This window comes from Pseudomonas sp. GW821-FHT07F01 (genome assembly GCF_059418825.1).
Map to the genome: position 1 here is coordinate 485,168 of NZ_JBWKQO010000005.1, position 17,026 is coordinate 502,193.

Here is a 17,026-nt window from a genome sequence, read left to right on the forward strand (position 1 = left end):
GTTGAATTCCCGTTAGAAATCAGTATTATACGCGCCACCACACAGCGGGTCGTTAGCTCAGTTGGTAGAGCAGTTGGCTTTTAACCAATTGGTCGTAGGTTCGAATCCCACACGACCCACCATATTTGGCGGTTTAGAAAATCCGGAAGGCCCACGAAAGTGAGGATTTCCGGGTTTTTTTTTGCCTTGCAAAAAACCGTGATCCCGCCACTCAGCTGCTCAGCTTGCCTTCTTCTCACTGCTTGAATATCAACTCTTCTGCAGAGGCTGGCCTTTTGCCGGTAGCCGGGCTCATCTCTAAAAACCTTGATAAATTCAGGGGCTTTATCTGAATTCCCCCTTTTTTTCAGGGGTTATCGCTTTAAATTCAGAATAAGTGCGGGGCTCGTTGACAGCGCAAATGCCTCCCGCGTAAATCTTGCCGCCATTGCCGACAGGGGTTGCGTCCCTGGCAAGGAGAACACATACCAGGGTCGGTAACTTCGCAGTCAGCAGGGCTTTGCCCTGCCTGTACGAATCTGTCCCTGAGTCTGTGCGTGAGTCACAAGCCCGGCTTACTCAAGGTGACAGGATGTTCACAGAAGCAGTTGCAATATCCGTTAGGCGCAGTGCCCCCTCCAGCCCTTCCGTCATTCGTGGCAAGGGGTGCTTTCTCTACGATGAGCAGGGCAAATCCTTCCTCGACATGTCCGGTGGCAGCGGTGCCGCCAACCTGGGTTATCAGCGCGATGACCTGGTCGAAGTCCTCAAGCGTCAATCCGAACTGCTGATCCATACCGGTTGGAACATCGACAACCCGCAGCGCCATGAAGTGGTCGCCAAGCTGGAGGGGCTGGTGCCCTATGCGCAGGCTTCGGTGTTTGGCGCGGTCACCGGTGCCGAGGCAATCGAGGTGGCACTGAAAATCGCCCGCGCCGCTACCGGACGCCAGGGCGTGGTGTATTTCCACAATTCCTTCCATGGCAAGACCCAGGGCGCCCTGTCGGTGACCTCCAACCGCGGTTTTCGCAAGCACCTGGCCGGTGGCGACAGCCTGCAACTGACCGCCCTGGCCCTGGACTATGACGCCGACCAGGACCCGGCCCTGGCCGCCTTGTGGCGTGAGCAACTGGCCGAGGATCTGCGCCAGGCGCAGCAGGCCAATTGCTTGCCCGCGGCGCTGATCATCGAGCCGATCCAGGCAGCGGAGGGCATGTATCCGGTGCCTCTGGCGTTGCTCGAAGCGATTGTCGAACTGGGCAGGACCTTCGGCGTTATCACCATCTTCGATGAGATCTACACCGGTTTTGGCCGCACCGGGACGCCGTTTTTCAGCAACCCGCAACTGCTGCCGGACCTGTTGGTGCTGGGCAAGGCCCTGGGCAATGGCTTGCCGATTTCCGCGGTGGTAGGCCGCCCGGAACTGGTGGACTGCCTGGGCTATGCCGAGCATTCCTCCACCTTCACCCTGATGCCGCTGGCCTGTGCCGTGGCTTCCAAGGTGCTGGATATCTACCACCAGGAACAACCCTGGCAGTGGGCGGCGAGCAACGGCGCGTACCTGCGCCAGGCCCTGGAAGGCCTGGGGGCCCAGGACGCACGAGTGGTCAATGTGCGCGGCCGCGGCATGATGCTCGCCTTCGATTTCGAGGGCCAGGGCCAGGGCGCTGATGTACTGGCGCTGCGCAACCGGCTGCTGGAGCACGGGGTGATCGTGCGCACCGGCGGGCGCAATCCGGCGACGGTCAAGCTGACCCCGCCACTGAGCATCTCCCAGCAGGAAATCCAGGCATTCATGCAGACGCTGCAGGGCGTTTGTCGCTCCCTCTAATAACAACAAGGCAGGGATATCATGTTGCAGGCTTTTACCCGCATGGCGGGTACCGATGTTGCGGGTGTCATCGATGTCCAGGGCAGCCTTGGCTTTGCCGCGCTCGACCAGTTGCGCGAGGGGGTCAGCGCCGAGCTGCAAGGGCTGCCGGAGCCGGTGCTGGCGCTGTATGCCAGCCATGGCCGGGCCATGTATGCGGCGTTGATCGCGGCCTTGTCCGCCGCCCGGCGAGTGGTGTTCATCGACCCGGCGAGCAACCTCGACGAGTTGATGCCGGTGCTCCAGCACCTGGGCGTGAACCTGGTCCTCAATGGCACGACACGGCCTGGTTCACAACTGACCCGTTCCTTGCCGGTGCTCGACCTGCAGCACCTGCAACCCCGGCCCGTGCCCCCTGGCCGGGAATACCCGTTGCGTTGCCAGGACTACGTGATCTTCACCAGCGGCTCCACTGGCGAGCCCAAGGCCATAGTGCAGCGCATCGAGGCCCTGGGCCGGCACATCGACAACTACATCGGCTATGTCGGAATCGGCCCCGGGCAGCGTGTGCTGCAACTGGCTTCCGTGGGGTGGGACGCCGGCCTGATGGACATCTTCGCCAGCCTGAAGACTGGCGCCACCCTGTGCAGCCTCAACCCCCGGGAGCATGACTTCGCCGCAGTCGAGGCGCTGATCGCCGAACATGACATCGAAGTGTTGCATATGACGGTGCCCTATCTGCGTGCCTTCTACACCGATGCGAGCGCCATCTATGCCCGGCCCAAGCAACTGGTGATCGGCGGCGAGATCATCCACCCCTCGGACATCCAGCGCTTCAACCACGCCTTTGCCCCAGGCTCGCAGCTGTTCAACGCCTACGGGCCGACCGAATGCACCACCGCGCTCTACGCCCGCATCGACCAGGGGCAGACGCTGCAGGACCCGACCTGGGCCCTGGACCGGCCGGTGGAAGGCGTCACCCTGGACATTGCCAAGGAACCGGGGCAGCCCTACGGCGATGGGGTGGGTGAACTGCTGCTCTATTCTTCCCTGGTGGCCCGGCGCCTGGACCCGGCCAGCGGGCTGATCGTCGAGCTGACCCAGCCCAGCCCCCTGGACTCGCAGCGCCAGTGCTACGCCACCGGTGATCTGGCGTGCCACCAGCCCGATGGCGCCATACGCCTGCTGGGGCGCAAGGATTCCATCGTCAAGATCAACGGGCAGAAGGTCAGCCTGGTCCAGGTGGAATCGGAGCTCAAGGCTCTGGCCCAGGTACGGGAAGCCTGTGTGATCGCCCATCAGGCCGGGGACAACCTGGCCCTGGTGGCCTTTGTCATTGCCCGTGACGCCAGCCTTGGCGAAGACCTCCTGCGTCAGGCCGCCAGGGCCGCACTGCCGGCGCACCGGGTGCCGGCGCGCTTCCTGCTGGTGGAGCGTTTTGCCTTGAACCGCAACAACAAGATCGACCGGCAGGCGTTGGCGCAACTGGCTGCCCGCGCCATGGCGGCGCCGGAGCCGGCACAGGCCGCACCGGAGCCTTTCTGGCAAGCCATCGGCCAGGTACTTGGCGGGCAGAGCCCGGACCGGGCCAAGAGCTTTATCGACAATGGCGGCGATTCGCTGCGGGCCTTGCAGGTGGTTGCCACGCTGAAGAGAAAGGGCCTGGTGCTGGACCTGGAAGAGTTGCTGTCGGATCAGGCCCTGGGGCAATTGCCGGTGCATGCGGCGGCGGCCAAGGCCCGGCCCGGGGTTTCCCGGCCGCAGGTCGAGGGCCTGCCCAATCGCCGCTTCCTGCTGAGCCGCGGCATCAGCGACCTGGATCACTGGAACCAGGCCCTGGTGCTGGACATAGCCGCCGGCCAGGAGCCACAGCGAGTCAGCCAGGCGCTGCGGGCAATTTTCCGCCATCACTTTATCGAGGCGGGCGTTCAGGATCAGGGGCTGCAGCCTGCCGGGACGGATCTGCAGCAAGCGGTGCAGCGGACCTGCGCAGCCATCTCCCTGAGCCAGGGGCAACTCTTCTGCTTCAGCCAGCAACAGGACGCCGCTGGCCATCACCTGATCATTGCCGGGCACCAGTTCCAGGTCGATCGCTACTCCTGGATGCTGCTGGTTTCTGAGCTGGACGAATGCCTGGGGCAGGGCCTGGAGTGCATGCAAGGCTGGCCGCGGCCGACGGCCTTCGAGGAGTGGCAGCAGAGCTACCAGCGCGAGCATGCCTTGGCGACCCATGAAGCGTTCTGGGAAGCACTACCCTGGGATCGCTGCGCGCAGTTGACCGGGCAGCGCCCCGAGTTTCCCCGGCGCGAGGCCTTTCGGCGAGCCGAACTGTGCCTGGGGCCGGTCCGCGACCTGCCGCAGTGGGCCCGGGGTGTGGCCGAGACCAGCCAGTTGCTGCTGGCGGCCATCCTGCGCGCCATGAGCCAGAGCGAGGACAACCCGTTCCAGAAAGTCCATTTGCTCGACCATGGGCGGGCCCTGGACAAGAGCGGCGCCGAGCTCAACAGCGTGTTCGGCTGGCTGACGGTGATCTACCCGCTGGTGCTGCAGGTTGCCAGCCTGGACCTGGAGCAGATCGCCAGGGAAATCAAGGCCGGCCAGCAAGCCAGCCAGGGCATTGCCCACAGCTTCGGCAACCGTTATTTCGCCACGCCCGAGGCCGAGCGCCTCAAGGGCCTGTTCGATTGCGGCTACAGCTACAACTTCCTGGGCGCCGTGGAGAACCCGCCCGGGGCCCGGGTCGGCGTGCATCCCTTGAGCCTGCAACTGATGCAGGGCAGCCCCAGCCATCACCTGGAGTTCACCGGCTACCTGGCCGCGGGCGAATTGCTGCTGAAAATCGACTATGACCCGCAGGCCTTCGGCGAAGAACGCCTGGAGTCGCTGCTGACCGGGATCACCGCTGCCTTGAGCTAGAGAAACCTCCATGAACGCCTTACCCGATAACAACAAGAAACCCCGTTCACTGGTCGCCGTGCTGATTTTCCTCGGCTGCCTGCTGATCTGGTCCACCAACTGGATCGCCATTTCGCTGCAGGTGGAACACAGCGACGTCGGCTCTTCGCTGATGCTGCGCTTCCTCATTGCCTACGGGGTGCTGTGGCTGTGGCAACGGCTGTTCGCCGGCCCGCAGCAGCCGGTAACCCGCAAGGCCTACTTGCTGATGGCCGGGGTGGGGGCGGTGTACTTCTATGCCGGCATCGGCCTGGCCTACCTGGCCACCGCTTACCTGGGCAGTGCGCAGATGGCCTGCCTCAGCGCCTTTGTGATTTTCTACATCATCGGCATCAAGCGCCTGTTCCTGCATGTGCCGGTCGCCCTGCACAACCTGCTCGGCGCACTGGTGAGCATCGCCGGGCTGGGGCTGTTCATGCTTGGCGATCCGGGGCGGCCGCTGTCGCTGGCGGGAGTGGCCCTGGGGCTGACTTCCTTCCTGGCGGTGGCCATCGGATCGGTGCTTTCGGAGCACATCCAGAAGACCTGCCAGCTCGGCACCTTGCACATCAATAAGGTGGCGGCCGGCTGGGCCTGCGCTCTATACGCCGTCAGCCTGTTGCTGGGCGGCCATGGCTTGCAACTGCCGGGCACCCTGGCCGATCTGGGCATCCTGCTGTACCTGGGGGTGGTGTGCTCGGCGCTGGTGTTCGTGCTGTTCATCGACCTGATCAAGCGCATGGGCGCCGAGAACGCCGGCTATGTCGGCGTGCTGTACCCCATCGGCGCCAGCTATCTGTCGGTGTGGCTGGGGGAAACGCCCCTGAGCCTGCACCTGATGCTCGGCAGTGCCCTGGTGATGCTGGGCAGCCTGATCAATTTCAAGTTTCGCTACCACCCCGCCCCCAAGAAAGTGGAGTTCAGCTGAATGAGCAATGTACGGATACGCCAGGCCACCACGGACGATCTGATCGGTATTTTCGAGGCCCACCGCAACTCGGTAGAGCGCCTGTGCACCTCTGAATACAGCGATCAGCAGATCCGCATGTGGCTCGATGGGCGCTCCCCGGAAACCTACCGCGAAGCCGTGGAAAAGGGATCGCTGTGGCTGGCCGAGGGCGAGCAGATCGAAGGGTTCGTCGAACTCGACGGCAATGAGGTCAGCAAGCTGTTCATCCGTGGCGATGTGGCCAGGCGTGGCCTGGGCAGCCGTCTGCTGGAGGTGGCGCTGGCTCGGCTGCGGGCCAGCGGTGCCAGCTCGGCCTACCTGGAGGCGACCCTGACGGCCGAAGGCTTCTATGCCTACCACGGCTTCCAGAAGATCGGCGAGGGCACCTTCAGCCGCGGCAACAGCCCGGTGTCCATCGAGATCATCAAGATGGAACGCCCGCTTTGAGCTGACCGTCAGCGGCCACTTCAGCACAGCAGGTCTTGCCCGTCCCCGGTTCGCGGGGGCGCGGCCGGCTGCACCCGGAAAACGGCACACGAGGCTTATCCAAGATGACAGGGATGTTATTGAAATTGACGGTGCTCGATCAGAATCTGTGCGCCGGGTGCGGCGCCTGCGCCCTGGTGTGCCCACAGCAGGTAATCGTTTTCGACCCGGACCGGGTGGTGCCGCTGCTGGAGGGCATCGGCGACAGTTGTGAAAGCTGCACCGAGTGCCTGGCGGTGTGCCCGGGGCTGCAGCCGGATACCGATCGCTCCGAACTGGAACTGTTCGGCCGTACCCGCCGCGCCGAAGAGCGCTGGCTGGGGATCAGCCGCCAGGCCATCGGTGCGCGTTCCACCGACCCGCAGATAGTCCGGCGCTCGGCCAGTGGCGGCACCGCCACCACCTTGCTGCTGACCGCCCGGGAGCACTTTGACGTGAACCTGACCCTGACCATGGGCCGTCATCCGGGGCAGGGTTGGCGCAGCGCGCCGCAACTGGGCAGCGCCACACAGGCGATCATCAACAATGCCCAGTCCACCTACCAGCTGGCGCCTTACCTCAATGCCCTGCGCGAATGCTACGAACAGCAGCCGGACGCGCGCATTGCCGTGGTGGGGCTGGCCTGCCACGTCCAGGCGATCCGCAAGCTGCAGCGCCGGGACACCGCCATCGGCCACTGGGCCCGCAGCCGAATCATCTGCGTGATCGAGACCGCCTGCTCCTCCAACACCCTGCCGGCCGGCACCCATAGCATCATCAGCGAGGTGCTGGGGCAAGACCCGCAGCAGGTGCGCGATATCAAGTACCGCGAAGGCGATTACCCCGGCCGGCTGCAAGTCACCTTGCTGGACAGCCAGACCTTTGGCATCGATTTCTGGGAGATCCTCGGCAAGCTCAAGGACAACAAGACCTTTCGCTGCCTCAGTTGCGGTGACTGGATGAGCGGGCTGGCCGACGTCAGCGTGTGTGACGGCGACCCCAACATTTTCGAAGCCAGCCTCAACGGTTCCGAAGAACAGAAACACGGCCGCGCGCTGATCCGCACCGAGATGGGCCAGGCCCTGGTGGACAGCGCCATCACCCATGGCCGGCTGGAAAGCTGGGGAGTCGACCTTGGGGGCTTCAACCTCGGCCTTGAACGCAAGAAGAACCGTCGGCGCTTCTATGAAACCCAGCCGCTGGTGTTGCCCGCCGGCCCCGGGGTGGGCGACCACTTCGAGGACGAAGCGCTGGTGGACGACGCCGAACTGATCAACCCCGCCAAATACAGGAGTAGCCCATGATCGATTACCCGGACCGGCCCATCGATTTCACCCTCGGCCGCCAACAGCAAGTCTGGGCCAACATCGACGGCTACCTGCCATCGGACAAGTCCATCAGCCATCGGATGATCCTGTTTGCCGCCCTGGCCCGGCATCCGGTGCGCCTGCGGGACCTGAACCGCGGCAAGGCGGTGACCCTGTTGCTCGATGCCCTGCAGCAACTGGGCCTTGAGGTGACGCCAGGGCAGACGCCCCAGACCCTGGAGATCAGCGGTGAGTTCGCCCAGGCGACCCACGAGCGGCGGGTCGACCTGGGGCCCTCCAGCGCGGCCGCGCGGTTACTGATCGGGATGCTGGTGGGGCTCAATGTGCCGTGCATCGTCGATGGCGACGAAACCCTGCGCAACCGCCCCTTCGACTGGATCGTCGAGCCCCTGAACCAGATGGGCGCCCACCTGGAGTACCTGGGGCGTCCGGGCGCGCTGCCGATCCGTATCCACCAGGCTGCATTCCGCGGCGGCGCGGCGCAGATCCACATCGGCAGCGCCCAGGCCATCAGCACCTTGCTGTTTGCCGGGGTGGCGGCACGCAAGCCGATGTCGATCCGGTACCCGGTGGTGGCCCGGGATCACACCCAGCGCATCATCAACAGTTTTGGCGACCGGCTGCAGGACGAGCAGTTGCAGATCCACTACCAGCCACGGGACTGCGCGATTCCCGAGGAGATCAGCATCCCTCGCGACCCCTCGGCCATTGCCTATCCGGCGGCGTTGTTCCTGCTGTGCAACCGCCACCAGGAGCAGCAGCGCCTGAGCTTCGACAATGTGTGCCTGAACCCTACGCGCCTGGGCTTTTTCAACTGGCTGCTGGCCTGTGGTTTCAACCTGACCCTGGAGGTGGACAGCATTCGTCATGGCGAGCCGGTGGGCCGCCTGCTGCTGCGCGGGGGTGGCCAACCCAGGGCTCACGACTTGCGCGACAAGCACCAGTTCCACGCAATGATCGACGAAGTGCCGCTGGCCCTGGCCATCAGCTGCGTGCTGCCCGGCAGCGCGACCTTCAGTGACCTCTACGAGCTGACCTTCAAGGAATCGGACCGGATCGCCGCCACCCGCAGCATGCTCAATGCCCTGGGCCTGGACTACCAGGTCGACGGCTACGACGTGCGGGTGGAAGGCGGGCAGGTGCCCAGTGTGCAGGGAGCGATCCCGACTTTCGGTGACCATCGCCTGTCGATGACCGCCCACGTCCTGCTGCTGGCTCACGGGCTGCAGGCCACCATCCTCGAAGGGCATTGCTACCAGACTTCATTTCCAGGGTTTGCCCAGTGCCTGGATCGCCTGACCGGACGGGAGGCCTGATGAGCAGCAGCCGATACACACTCACCGCCTGTGGCGCCGATGGCGTGATCGCCGTGCATGAACCTCTGGCCGCCCTGGCGGCCACTGAAGTGCAGGTGGCGGTGGACTACTCCATGGTCAGCCCGGGCACCGAGCGTCATTACCTGCAGCAGGTACGCGAGACTGGCGAGCAACTGCCGCTGGGCTATTGCGCGGCCGGGGTGGTTAGCGCCGTGGGGCCCGAGGTGGAAGGCGTGCAGCCGGGGGACCGGGTGGTGGCCATGGGCTGGAAGATTGCCACCCATTCCAACTGGATCCAGGTGCCCCAGCGGCTGGTGTGCAAGGTACCGCCGCCACTGACCCAGGACCAGGCGATTCTCGCCACCCTGGGTGCCACTGCGGTGCATGCGGTGGACCGTGCGCAATTGCAGGCGGGGGAGCAGATCCTGGTGGTGGGCATGGGCCTGGTGGGCAAGATGCTGAGCCTGGTGGCGGCCTGTCATGGTGCGCGGATCTGGGTCGCGGACCTCAACCCCGCCGCCATCGACCCGGGCCTGCCGGTGCAGATGCTCGACCTGCTGGCCGAGCCGGGGGCGATGGCCGGGCAGTTCACCCGGATCTTCCTGTGCATCGATGCTGATATCAGCGCCTTGTTCCCGCGGTTGCTGGCCCTGCTCAATCCGCAGGGCAACGGGGCTGGCCGCTCGCGGCTGGTGAATGTCGGGCGGGTCAGCCTGACCCTGGAGCTCTCGCCGCAAATGGGCAACATCGACATCATCAACGTGTCCCGCTGCGGTAACGGTTACCGCGACGATGCCTACCATCACGGGCGCAAGAGCGTGCAGTGCCCGGCAGGGGAAGCCACGGTGGAGCGCAACATCGCTCGTTGCCTCGACTACCTGGTGGCCGGCAAGGATTGGCTGGAGCACCTGCAGCGGGTCGAGATGGACCTGGGGCAGGCGTTGGTGCACTACAACGGCGCGGCGTTCTTCGCCCCTGGAATCAACCTGATCAAACACAGGGAAGCGTGACGGCATGGCTCATCTATCTATTGCTTCGTGCCTGGACGACGTCTTCGCCCGGCATGCCACGGATACCGCGCTGAGCTGCAACGGCGCACGGCTCAGCTACCGGGAGCTGGAACAGCGTTCGGCACAGGTGGCGGCCCGCTTGCTGGGCTTGGGCCTGACGCCTGGCAGCACCCTGGGCCTGGAGGTGGAGCGCTCGATTGAACAATTGGTGCTGCTGGTGGGCATGGTGCGGGCCGGCCTGTCGTACTGCTATCTGGACCGCAACAACCCGCCCCAGTGGAACCAGTCGGTGTGTGAACGCAGTGGCGTGCGCTGGCGGGTCGCGCCGGAGGTTGCCGGTGGCCCGGGGTATCTGGCGCTGGATGAATTGCTCGCTCCCACCGACGAGGCTGCGTGCTGGCCGCCGCTATGCGGCGCCGAGCCGGTGTACGTGAACTTTTCCAGCGGCACCACCGGCGCGCCGAAGATCATTCCCTGTACCCATCGCGGGGTGTTGGGGTTCTGCTACCGGCCGCGACATTTTCCGCTGCAGCCGGGCTTTCGCATGCTGTACGCCTCGAACCTGACCTTCGACGCCTCGCAGTTCGAGATCTGGACCGCGCTGCTCAATGGCGGCGAATTGCATATCCATGTTCCCGGCGCCCTGACCCTGGAACACCTGCATCGTTACATCCACGAGGCCGGGGTCGACAGCCTGTGGCTGACCTCGACCCTGTTCAACACCTTCGTCGATATCGACCGCGGCTGGCTGCGGGGCGTCAAGCGGCTGATGGTCGGCGGTGAGGTCCTGTCCGCAGGGCATGTCCGCCAGGCCTATGCTGCCGCCGATGGGCTGGTTCTCTACAACGGTTATGGCCCCACGGAAAACACCATGGGTACCTGTGTCTATGCCATTCCCCGCAGCTTCGACAGCACCCGGGACATTCCCATCGGCCAGGCCGTGGACGATGCCACCCTGTTGCTGCTGCGCCCTGACGGGCAGCCGTGCGAGGAGGATGAACCCGGCGAGCTGCTGATCGCCGGGGGCGGCTTGTCCCCGGGGTATCTGGGGGATGCCGGGCTGACCCGGGAGCGCTTCATCGACCTGCCATGGCAGGGCCGGACGCTGCGTTGCTACCGCAGTGGCGACCTGGTTTCCCGGGATGGCCAGGGGCTCTATCACTTCCATGGCCGCAGCGATGACCAGATCAAGCTGCGTGGCCAGCGCCTGTCGCTGACCGAGGTCGCCGCCGCCTTCAAGCGTTATCCGGGAATGCTCGATTGTGTGGTGTTGCTGGATGACCAGGGAACCGAAGCGCAGTTGCTGCTGGTGTACCTCAAGGCGCCTGGGGTCGAGCCCCGGGTGCTGGCCGACTATGGCCGGCAAAGCCTGCCGCCGTTCATGGTGCCGTCGCGATTTGTCGAGGTTGAGCGCTTTGCCCTGCGCTCTTCCGGCAAGCTGGATATTGCTGAGCTCAAGCAGCGCCTGTGTCTCGGGCAGCCGGCCACTGAAACGGACGACTCGCCGGCAGGGCGTTTTCTCGCGCGTTTCGGCGTGTCGGCTCATGACCTGCAGCGCAGCTTCTTCGACAGCGGTGGCAACTCGCTGGCGGCGATCAAGCTGGTGGGCACGGTGAACCGTCACCTGGGCTGGGAAGGCCTGGGCCTGGAGCAGTTCTACCGCATGGCCACCCTGGGCCAGTTGCTGGACTGGCTACAGGCCCAACCCGGCCTGGCGTCCCTGCTGGAAAGCGGTGCGCAGGAGTACTACGTGATCGAGTCGGAGCAGGAGTCCTTGCCCGCCGCCCATGCAGGGTTTTCGATCAATACTCACCTGGGGCGTTTTGCCGTGGTCCGCGCCACCTCGGCCAGCCACGCCCGGGAGGCGCTGCGCAGCGGTTCCGGGCGGTTGCCGGCTGCCGGCGACAGCCGCTGGATCGGCTTGAACAAGAGCCAGTTGTCGATGGTGTATGCCGAACTGTTCAACAAGGATCTACGGGCCAACAACGTGCTCTACCTGTTCCGGCCCGAGCAGTTGCCGGCCGCCGGGCTGGACCTGCAGGCGTTGGCCCAGGGCTTGAAGCAGCGCTATCCACTGGCGGGCTGTCGGGTGGCGCGGGTCGAGGGCGAGTACTGTCTTGATCTGGCCCCCGAGCCGCCGGCGCGCCTGTGGCTGGAGCCTGTGGCGGAGTTTCCCAGCCAGCAGGCCTGTGTGGAGCATTTCCTTGAGCGGCCGCTGTCACTGTTCGAGCAGGACCTGTGCAGCCTGTTCAAGGTGCGCATCGACGGCACCTTGCACCTGGGGCTGTGGCTGCACCACATCCTTGGCAACCATGTCGGCCAGTTGAGCCTGCTGCGCAGCGTGGAACAGTTGGCGCTGGGCGTGCAGTCGCCGCCGGTGGCGGATTTTTCCTTTGTCGGCAATAACCTGATGCAGGCCGAGGAATATGAGCGTCTGGCAGATGCCGGCACCGAGGCCTGGGAGCAAGAGGCCGAGGAGTACGCGCCATTGGCCGATGTCCCGGCGCCGGCGGCCACTGCCCAGGCGCTGCAGTTGCGGGCGGCACTGGCCATGGATCCGATGAAGCTGGCCTCGCCGCAGCGTCTGTTCCACCTGTTGCAGGCGTTTCGCCAGGGCTGTGCCGAGGGCTTGGGGATAGAGGCGCCGATCGTCAATCTATTGTTCGCCTGGGCTGAGCGTTCGGTGATCAGCGGATTCTCCAGTTACACGGTGCCCGTGCCCCTGGCTCCCGGGCGCTTCGCCGAAGGCTGCGAGCCACAGGCCTGCATGGATTACCTGAATGCCAAGCTGGCCCGGGCGGCCTTGGGCTACGAGGAAATACTCGCGGCCCTGGGCCTGTACGGCTTTGCTCCGGCGTTCCTGTGCAATTTCGTCGAGCTGCCGGCCAGTGACGCCCGGTGGTTGCAAACGCGGATTGCCAACCCGGTTAGCGAGTGGCCCAAGACCCTGCTCGACCTGACGGTGGTCAAGTCGGCGCTGGGCTGCGAAGTGCTGCTCAACAGCTATCTGCCCGAGCCGCAGGCCCGGGCATTTCTCGAATCCTTTGTCGCGGCGGGGCAACGTCAATGAAACTGATCTGCTTTCCCGACTTCGTCGGCCATCCGATCTGTTTTTCCGCCCTGGGCCGGGCACTCAAGGGGCGGGTGTCGCTGGTGCAGGTCAACTACAGCGACTACTGGCCCTATTCCAGTGTCGAAGACCTGGCCCGGCAGATTGCCCAAGAGCATAAGCTGACGACCCTGGACGCGGTGCTCGGTTACTCCTTCGGCGCTTATGTGGCGGCCTGTTGCGTGGCCCGCAGCACGGCACCCGCCAGGCCGCTGCTGTTGGTGGACCCGCCGCTGCTGGCCGAGCTTCGAGGGTTGGCCCCTGACGCCATTGCCCGGCGTTTGGCGGCCGATCCGCAGTACGCCTACGTCGATGACCTGGTGGACGCGCAGTTGGTCAATCGCGAGTGCGTGCACGGCAATATCCTGCTGCTGTCCCAATGGCAGGCGGTGCCGCTGAAGGGGCGCGCGGTGGATGTGCTGTTGTCCGCCGGGCGCAGTGCCGAGGGGCTGGCCCCGGGCCTGGGGCTCGATCCGGCCCAGGACAATCGCTACTGGCGGGACGAGCAGCACCACCATGGCTCGGTGATCAATAGCCCCGATGTGCTCACCTGGCTGCTGGACCCTGGGGCCTTGCAGCGCATTGCTTGGTGATCGAAGCCGGCCCGTTCGGGGTGCCCTCAGTTCCAGCTAAGTTTTCCCTCGTAGCCTCTGCCTCGCGCCAATACACGCGCCGTTATGGAGAGGCACCCGATGAAGCCGCTGAGCAAGACCGATTGGCTGAACAAGGTTCCGGAGGTGACGCTGTCCTTCTGGATCATCAAGATCATGTCCACCACCGTGGGCGAAACCTGCGCCGACTACCTGGCCGTCGACGCCGGCCTGGGGCAGGGCGTGACCAGCATCGGCATGGCCCTGTTGCTGGGGCTGGCGCTGTTCGCGCAGTTCCGCAGCCGGACCTACACGCCATGGATCTATTGGCTGAGCGTGGTCCTGGTGAGCATCGTCGGGACCCAGATCACCGATGTGCTCACCGATCAGCTGGGCATCAGCCTGTACCTCAGCACCGCAGTGTTTGCAGGCTTGCTGGCGGTCAATTTCGCTGTCTGGTACGCCGTTGAGCGCAATCTGTCGATCCGCCAGATCGTTACCCCGCGACGCGAGCTGTTCTACTGGGCCACCGTGCTCTGCACCTTCGCCCTGGGAACTGCTGCCGGGGACCTGGCCACCGAGGCGCTGGGGCTCGGCTTTACCCTGGGAGCGCTGATCTTTGCCGCACTGATTGCCGTGACCCTGGTGGCCTGGCGCCTGGGGGGCAATGCGGTGCTGACCTTCTGGATCGCCTACATCCTCACCCGACCGTTTGGCGCCGCCCTCGGCGACCTGCTGACACAAGCCAAGACCTACGGTGGCCTGGGCCTGGGCGCCACCTGGACCAGCGCCATCTTCCTCTGCGTGATTCTTTTGCTGGTGACCGTCGCGCAGCTCAACGTCACCAACCGTCAGCGCCTTTCCCACTGATTATCCGACCCTCACTCAAGGACTCATCATGGCCTTTATCCGCTCTGCCATTCGCTACACCACGACTCTTTCCATGATTGCCCTGCTGGGGCTGGCCGCGGGGTGTTCCAAGCCTGCCGATGCGCCCAAGCCCGGCACTGCCGCTTCAGCCCAGGCTACCGCGGCCACGGCCTCCAGGCTGGGCGACCTGGCCGAGTTCCAGGCCATTGCCCGTGATGTGGCCGGCTTGGTGGACAAGCAGGACCTGGCGGGGGCGAAGCGCCGGATCAAGGATCTGGAAGTTGCCTGGGACTCCGCCGAAGCCGGCTTGAAGCCCCGTGCCGCCGGTGACTGGCATGTATTGGACAAGGGCATCGACCGAGCACTTGACGCCCTGCGCGCCGGCACCCCGCAACAGGCCGAGTGCAAGTCGGCGATGGACGATCTGCTGGCAACGTTCAGTCGCTTGCAAGGCAAGGCCTGACCCTCATCTTTTCCAGCAGACCGGCAGGCGAGTGATTACCCTTGGGGGGACTCGACCCGGGCCCGGCCTTGCTCAAGCGCAGGCCGGGCCTGTTTCACTACGGAGGCACTATGCGGATCTTGCTGGTGGAGGACGACGGGATGATCGCCGAGGCGATACAGGGCGCCCTCAAGGATGCAGGCTACGCCGCCGACTGGGTCAGCGATGGGGTGACCGCCCTGGCTGCCCTGGACAGCCAGCATTACGACCAGGTGCTGCTCGACCTCGGCCTGCCCGGCAAGGACGGGTTGCAGGTGCTCGACAGTATTCGCCGCCGTAACAACCCGGTGCCGCTGTTGATCATTACCGCTCGTGACAGCCTCGATGACCGGCTGCGAGGCCTGGACGGCGGCGCGGACGACTACCTGCTCAAGCCCTTCGCCATGGCCGAGCTGCTGGCGCGAATGCGTGCGGTCATGCGTCGCAAAGGTGGTAGCGCGGCACCGCTGCTGGGCAATGGTGTGGTTTTGCTGGACCCGGTATCGAAACAGGCAAGCTCGTTCGAGCAGCCTGCGGTGCAGCTGTCGAACCGCGAATTCGCCTTGTTGCAGGCGCTGTTGATCCGCCCGGGGGCGATTCTTTCCCGTAGTGAGCTGGAAGACCGCATCTACGGCTGGGGCGAGGAGGTGGAAAGCAATGCGGTGGAGTTCCTGATCCATGCCTTGCGCCGCAAGTTGGGAAGCCAGGTGATCAAGAACGTCAGGGGGATGGGATGGATGGTTTCAAAAGACGTCTGAGCGAGTCGGTCCAGCTCAGGCTGTCCATTGCCCTCTCAGTGGCGGTGCTGATCGTTGCGCTGCTGGCCGGAGTCTTTGCTTATGTCTCGGCCTTCGACGAGGCCCTGGAGATGCAGGACAACACCCTGCGCCAGGTGGCCGCGCTGTTCGAGCGCCAGCACATGACCCTGGCCTACCCGCCGCCGGGGCAGGTCGTCGCCGACGATAACGAGGAATCCAGGGTGGTCGTTCAATACCTGGCCGATGGCGCCAGGGCGGCGGCGGACAGTGATGCCGAAATCCCCCTGCCGCTGCCCACCACCCTGGCGGACGGTCTGTCGACCCTGACGGTGGGCGGCGAGCCGTTTCGGGTGCTGGTCAAGACCACCAGCGCCGGCCTGCGGATTGCCGTGGCCCAGGAAACCGGCGCTCGTGACAGGGATGCGCGGGAAAGCGCCTGGCGTGGACTGTTGCCCTTCCTGATCCTGTTTCCCGTGCTGTTGCTGGTGATTGCCGATCTGGTGCGCAAACTGTTTCGTCCCATCGAGCAGTTGGCGGCCGAGATCGATCTGCGTGACGAGCAGGAATTGCACCCGATCGACGAGCGCCATCTGCCGACCGAAGTGCGGCCTTTCGTGCGGGCCATCAATCGCCTGTTGCTGCGGGTGACTCAGTCCATGACGACGCAGCGGCGTTTCGTGGCGGATGCCGCCCATGAATTGCGCTCGCCGCTGACGGCCTTGTCCCTGCAGGCCGAGCGCCTGGCATCGGTGGAGATGCCCAGCCTGGCTCGGGAGCGCCTGCAACTGTTGCGCCGGGGGATCGAGCGCGGCAGGAAGCTGATCGATCAATTGCTCGGGCTGGCGTCTGCACAATCGGCCATCAATGGCCGGGTTGAGCCGGTCTCGGTGCACGGGGTGTACCGCCGGGTGCTGGAGGACCTGCTGCCCCTGGCGGAGGACAAGGCGATCGACATCGGCCTGGAAGGTGGGCCGGACAGGCAGGTGCTGATCAGCCAGGAGGACCTGCTGACCCTGGTGAAGAACCTGGTGGACAACGCCATCCGCTATACCCCGCAAGGTGGGCGGGTAGACCTGTCGGTGGCCCAGGTGCAGGACGAGATCCTGCTGCAGGTCAGCGACTCGGGGCCGGGTATTGCCGTGGCTGAGCGCGAGCGCGTGTTCGACCCTTTCCATCGCGGGCTGGGCAGCGATGAAGTGGGCTCCGGGCTGGGGCTCGCCATCGTCAAGGCCATTGCCGATCGGCATGCCGGCCGGGTCTGGCTGGATTACTCCGACCAACGGGCCAAACGCGGGTTGTGTGTGACGGTGGCTTTTGCCCGGGTGCAGGTGCCGCCGGCAGGGTAGGGAGCGGCTGTTGGGCAGAATAGGCTTTTGAATACCCTGGATATTCTGTAGCCTTGCGCGGCTCCAATGTTGTCCGTACCT

General features: G+C 64.9%; 13 protein-coding genes and 1 tRNA gene. All 14 read left to right on the plus strand.

What is annotated here, in order from left to right:
• Positions 1-46: 46 nt before the first annotated feature.
• The 14 genes from AC07R1_RS20610 to AC07R1_RS20675 all read left to right on the plus strand — a co-directional run bounded on the left by AC07R1_RS20610 (position 47) and on the right by AC07R1_RS20675 (position 16,945).
• Positions 47-122, plus strand: a tRNA-Lys gene (locus tag AC07R1_RS20610).
• Between the two features lie 449 nt (positions 123-571).
• Complete coding sequence (locus AC07R1_RS20615; RefSeq protein WP_011062908.1) at positions 572-1,810, plus strand: aspartate aminotransferase family protein; 1,239 nt, start codon at positions 572-574, stop codon at positions 1,808-1,810.
• Between the two features lie 21 nt (positions 1,811-1,831).
• The gene (locus AC07R1_RS20620) at positions 1,832-4,705 is read left to right on the plus strand and encodes an AMP-binding protein (protein WP_495110891.1); all 2,874 of its coding nucleotides are present in this window, start codon (positions 1,832-1,834) and stop codon (positions 4,703-4,705) included.
• Between the two features lie 10 nt (positions 4,706-4,715).
• Positions 4,716-5,651: a DMT family transporter gene (locus AC07R1_RS20625; protein WP_125062103.1), complete on the plus strand. Its 936-nt coding sequence runs from the start codon at positions 4,716-4,718 to the stop codon at positions 5,649-5,651.
• Positions 5,652-6,119, plus strand: a complete 468-nt coding sequence (locus AC07R1_RS20630; protein ID WP_019094547.1) for a GNAT family N-acetyltransferase — start codon at positions 5,652-5,654, stop codon at positions 6,117-6,119.
• Positions 6,120-6,232: 113 nt separating this feature from the next.
• Positions 6,233-7,441 carry a Coenzyme F420 hydrogenase/dehydrogenase, beta subunit C-terminal domain gene (locus AC07R1_RS20635; RefSeq protein ID WP_258571612.1) on the plus strand — a complete coding sequence of 403 codons (1,209 nt, stop codon included), beginning with the start codon at positions 6,233-6,235 and terminating at the stop codon, positions 7,439-7,441.
• On the plus strand, positions 7,438-8,781 hold the full coding sequence (locus tag AC07R1_RS20640) for a 3-phosphoshikimate 1-carboxyvinyltransferase (RefSeq protein WP_015636761.1): 1,344 nt from the start codon (positions 7,438-7,440) through the stop codon (positions 8,779-8,781). Before AC07R1_RS20635 ends, AC07R1_RS20640 begins: the two co-directional genes overlap by 4 nt.
• Positions 8,781-9,791 (plus strand): zinc-dependent alcohol dehydrogenase, encoded by a 1,011-nt coding sequence (locus tag AC07R1_RS20645; protein ID WP_495110892.1) that lies wholly within the window; start codon positions 8,781-8,783, stop codon positions 9,789-9,791. The genes AC07R1_RS20640 and AC07R1_RS20645 overlap by 1 nt, the downstream gene beginning before the upstream one ends.
• A gap of 4 nt (positions 9,792-9,795) precedes the next feature.
• Positions 9,796-12,861: a non-ribosomal peptide synthetase gene (locus AC07R1_RS20650; RefSeq protein ID WP_495110893.1), complete on the plus strand. Its 3,066-nt coding sequence runs from the start codon at positions 9,796-9,798 to the stop codon at positions 12,859-12,861.
• Positions 12,858-13,493 carry a thioesterase domain-containing protein gene (locus AC07R1_RS20655; protein ID WP_495110894.1) on the plus strand — a complete coding sequence of 212 codons (636 nt, stop codon included), beginning with the start codon at positions 12,858-12,860 and terminating at the stop codon, positions 13,491-13,493. Before AC07R1_RS20650 ends, AC07R1_RS20655 begins: the two co-directional genes overlap by 4 nt.
• 99 nt (positions 13,494-13,592) lie before the next feature.
• Positions 13,593-14,360: a COG4705 family protein gene (locus tag AC07R1_RS20660; RefSeq protein WP_495110895.1), complete on the plus strand. Its 768-nt coding sequence runs from the start codon at positions 13,593-13,595 to the stop codon at positions 14,358-14,360.
• Between the two features lie 28 nt (positions 14,361-14,388).
• Positions 14,389-14,823: a hypothetical protein gene (locus AC07R1_RS20665; protein WP_041119609.1), complete on the plus strand. Its 435-nt coding sequence runs from the start codon at positions 14,389-14,391 to the stop codon at positions 14,821-14,823.
• A 110-nt stretch (positions 14,824-14,933) separates the two neighbouring features.
• A complete protein-coding gene (locus tag AC07R1_RS20670; protein ID WP_495110896.1) occupies positions 14,934-15,599 on the plus strand; it encodes a response regulator in 666 nt (221 codons plus the stop codon).
• The gene (locus AC07R1_RS20675; protein WP_053159874.1) at positions 15,575-16,945 is read left to right on the plus strand and encodes an ATP-binding protein; all 1,371 of its coding nucleotides are present in this window, start codon (positions 15,575-15,577) and stop codon (positions 16,943-16,945) included. The genes AC07R1_RS20670 and AC07R1_RS20675 overlap by 25 nt, the downstream gene beginning before the upstream one ends.
• The last annotated feature ends 81 nt before the right edge of the window (positions 16,946-17,026 follow it).

Bases quoted from the DNA above. Each gene is read 5' to 3' on its own strand.
- AC07R1_RS20625 (WP_125062103.1), top strand. From the start codon at position 4,716: ATGAACGCCTTACCCGATAACAACAAGAAACCCCGTTCACTGGTCGCC.
- AC07R1_RS20645 (WP_495110892.1), top strand. From the start codon at position 8,781: ATGAGCAGCAGCCGATACACACTCACCGCCTGTGGCGCCGATGGCGTG.
- AC07R1_RS20620 (WP_495110891.1), top strand. From the start codon at position 1,832: ATGTTGCAGGCTTTTACCCGCATGGCGGGTACCGATGTTGCGGGTGTC.
- AC07R1_RS20665 (WP_041119609.1), top strand. From the start codon at position 14,389: ATGGCCTTTATCCGCTCTGCCATTCGCTACACCACGACTCTTTCCATG.
- AC07R1_RS20675 (WP_053159874.1), top strand. From the start codon at position 15,575: ATGGATGGTTTCAAAAGACGTCTGAGCGAGTCGGTCCAGCTCAGGCTG.
- AC07R1_RS20615 (WP_011062908.1), top strand. From the start codon at position 572: ATGTTCACAGAAGCAGTTGCAATATCCGTTAGGCGCAGTGCCCCCTCC.
- AC07R1_RS20660 (WP_495110895.1), top strand. From the start codon at position 13,593: ATGAAGCCGCTGAGCAAGACCGATTGGCTGAACAAGGTTCCGGAGGTG.
- AC07R1_RS20630 (WP_019094547.1), top strand. From the start codon at position 5,652: ATGAGCAATGTACGGATACGCCAGGCCACCACGGACGATCTGATCGGT.
- AC07R1_RS20640 (WP_015636761.1), top strand. From the start codon at position 7,438: ATGATCGATTACCCGGACCGGCCCATCGATTTCACCCTCGGCCGCCAA.
- AC07R1_RS20635 (WP_258571612.1), top strand. From the start codon at position 6,233: ATGTTATTGAAATTGACGGTGCTCGATCAGAATCTGTGCGCCGGGTGC.
- AC07R1_RS20650 (WP_495110893.1), top strand. From the start codon at position 9,796: ATGGCTCATCTATCTATTGCTTCGTGCCTGGACGACGTCTTCGCCCGG.
- AC07R1_RS20670 (WP_495110896.1), top strand. From the start codon at position 14,934: ATGCGGATCTTGCTGGTGGAGGACGACGGGATGATCGCCGAGGCGATA.
- AC07R1_RS20655 (WP_495110894.1), top strand. From the start codon at position 12,858: ATGAAACTGATCTGCTTTCCCGACTTCGTCGGCCATCCGATCTGTTTT.